This window comes from Lamprobacter modestohalophilus, assembly GCF_016583905.1.
GTDB classification, from domain to species: Bacteria; Pseudomonadota; Gammaproteobacteria; order Chromatiales; family Chromatiaceae; genus Lamprobacter; species Lamprobacter modestohalophilus.
In genome coordinates, this window is record NZ_NRRY01000131.1 from 1 (window position 1) to 2,174 (window position 2,174).

4 protein-coding genes are annotated in these 2,174 nt (G+C 56.9%); all 4 read right to left on the reverse strand.

The annotated features are described in order from the left end of the window. Positions 1-233: 233 nt before the first annotated feature. From CKO42_RS26225 to CKO42_RS28100, 4 genes are read right to left on the reverse strand one after another with little or no spacing between them, the layout of a single operon-like run. Complete coding sequence (locus CKO42_RS26225; protein ID WP_200252302.1) at positions 234-686, reverse strand: type II toxin-antitoxin system YhaV family toxin; 453 nt, start codon at positions 684-686, stop codon at positions 234-236. A 9-nt stretch (positions 687-695) separates the two neighbouring features. Next, positions 696-971: an AbrB/MazE/SpoVT family DNA-binding domain-containing protein gene (locus tag CKO42_RS26230; protein WP_200252305.1), complete on the reverse strand. Its 276-nt coding sequence runs from the start codon at positions 969-971 to the stop codon at positions 696-698. Next, the gene (locus CKO42_RS26235) at positions 968-1,729 is read right to left on the reverse strand and encodes a TIGR04255 family protein (RefSeq protein ID WP_200252310.1); all 762 of its coding nucleotides are present in this window, start codon (positions 1,727-1,729) and stop codon (positions 968-970) included. The genes CKO42_RS26230 and CKO42_RS26235 overlap by 4 nt, the downstream gene beginning before the upstream one ends. Before the next feature lie 31 nt (positions 1,730-1,760). Next, entirely contained in the window at positions 1,761-1,994 is a 234-nt protein-coding gene (locus tag CKO42_RS28100) for an NAD-dependent epimerase/dehydratase family protein (protein ID WP_274608977.1), read from the reverse strand. Positions 1,995-2,174 lie beyond the last annotated feature (180 nt).

The window sequence follows — 2,174 nt, forward strand, 5'->3', positions numbered from 1 at the left end:
GGTTGACGGTTGGGTGGGCCGGGCTCACGGGGGGAGCAGGCCTTCGGCTTCTGCTTCGGCGGTGAGTTGTTCGAACTCGGCCTTGAGGGCGTCGTACTCAAAGCGCTTGCGTTGGATGGTAGTGCTCCAGATCTGTTGTGCCCACCACTCAAGCTCCTGATTTATTAAGCATTAATAGTATTTGCCAACAGTTCTGGAACACAACCTGGGGCTCCTTATCGGGTGTTCAGCAGTCATTCAGGCGACCGGGATTGTGCCAGTAGCGTGGCATAGTCCGAGGGAACCCTGTTTTGTCTGAGCAACCTTTGAAAGACGACATAGACGTCTGACTTGGAACCATCCTTACGGAGGCTTGCTTCGTCATTCAGCCAGGCGTAGATGATCTTGTTGTCGCTGGAAGCGAACTGGAAAAACAGCCGGTATCTTGGCGGCAGCCGATCCTTGACTCGCCGCCAATGGGCATTCTCAACGCCGAGGGTATGCCCAAGCTCAAAGGTAGGCGCGGCCGGGTTGTGCGGCACTTCGTTTTCAATTGCCAGCAAGACCTTTTTTAGTAGCTTGGCCTGAGGATGGCTGGCTAGGCGCTGCGGATGCTTTTCTGCAAGGTCCGTCAGCTTTTGCTCCAAAGCGTCTAGTCGATCCTTGAACAGAGGAAGGTAGTAGAGCGTCCAGCCGTTCCTCTCCATGAAGCCCAGTCAGACCTCGACGTCCTTGAGTAGTGCTTTGAGACGTTCGATCTGGGCTTCGTCGGCAGGGATCAGCAGGTCCGGATGGTCGCCGATTTCCCTGTCAATCAGTTGCAGAAAATGCTGCGTGACCATCGGGTCAGTCTCATCTTGCCCATTCGGATGCCTTAGCTCGACCCTTGGATTGGTCAAGGCCGTATCGAACATCTGCCGCTTGTAGTGGACGTGTAGGTTGGTCTCGACGGTGCAGGTCTGCAGCGGTGGCATGTCAACAGCTGGGATCATTGGTAGGCCTCCAAGAGTTCACCCTCGATTTGTCGAAAGAACCAATCGCTCGTGGTGGCATGCGCGGCGTGCAGCCATTGCTCGATTTCGCCTTGCCCGACTGGCAAGTCGTCGCCTGAGGAGAGGATTTGCGTATCCCAGATTAAGCCAGGCTGAGAGTCGGTTTCACCCTGGTTGAAGCGAGCGGTGAAAACGCCTTTGGGTTTGACCGACTCGTAACTGAGCGCAAGTGCGAGGTGCTTTGTTTCTGGCCCTTGTATCCAACCTGAATCAAAGAGTGTCGCGCCCGGCTCCAACTTCAGTTTGAGCTTGGTCAGAAACTCGGTTACGGGAACGCCGTGCAATGCCTGTGCATCAATGTATCTCAGGCTGATGAGGGCCGGCGAAAAGTCTCTCTTCTGACTACTGTACAGACCGATCAGCGTCTCTACCATCTCCATGCAGATCTTCTGAAAACCTTCCCACTGGTATCCTTCGGTATCATTGACCGTCATGATGCCTGGACCGAGTTGGACCAGTGGCCACTGACCCGCAGCAGCCCGGAATCGATGGTGGACTCCCTGCGGAGCCAGTTCAACCGGCATTCCAGGGGGCACTAAGGGCTCCCAGTATGGGTACCTTTCCTTCACCGCGGCGAAGAATTCCCCCAGCATGATCGGATAGTAGGGATCGACCTGGCGCCCGGCCACCGCGTCTAAGGCCCATCTCAGCTCAAAGATCGCCTCGGCTAGGGGCTTGTTCTGAAGTGCTCTGCTCACCGGCTTCGCTCCCCTGCTGACTGGTCAGGGCCTAGATGCTGCCACAGAGGGTGCGATGGGCGCCAGAAGCTGTGCCATTGGTTTGAACCTCGTCGAGGTTGCGCTGGTGGCCGGTGGCGAAGTTGTCGAGGCCGATGACGCGCTGGTCGAGCTTGAGCAGGGTCTCGAGCAGGTTGGAGCCGATGAAGCCGGCGACGCCGGTGATGAGCCAGGTCTTGGGGGCTGTCTGGAGCGCTGACTGAATGTTCTGGTAGGGGTTCAGCATGGCTGATCCGGTGGGGTTTAAAGGCGAGCATCCACTTCACTGGCCGGCAGTAATGGAATGGTCCGCCCCGCTCCTCCAACACACCCCGAGCGGGCACAATAAGCGATGATGAGAACCCATCGTCAACCAAGGTAGCGGAGCAGACCAATGACAGAGACTCACAAAGACCGGGCCATCACG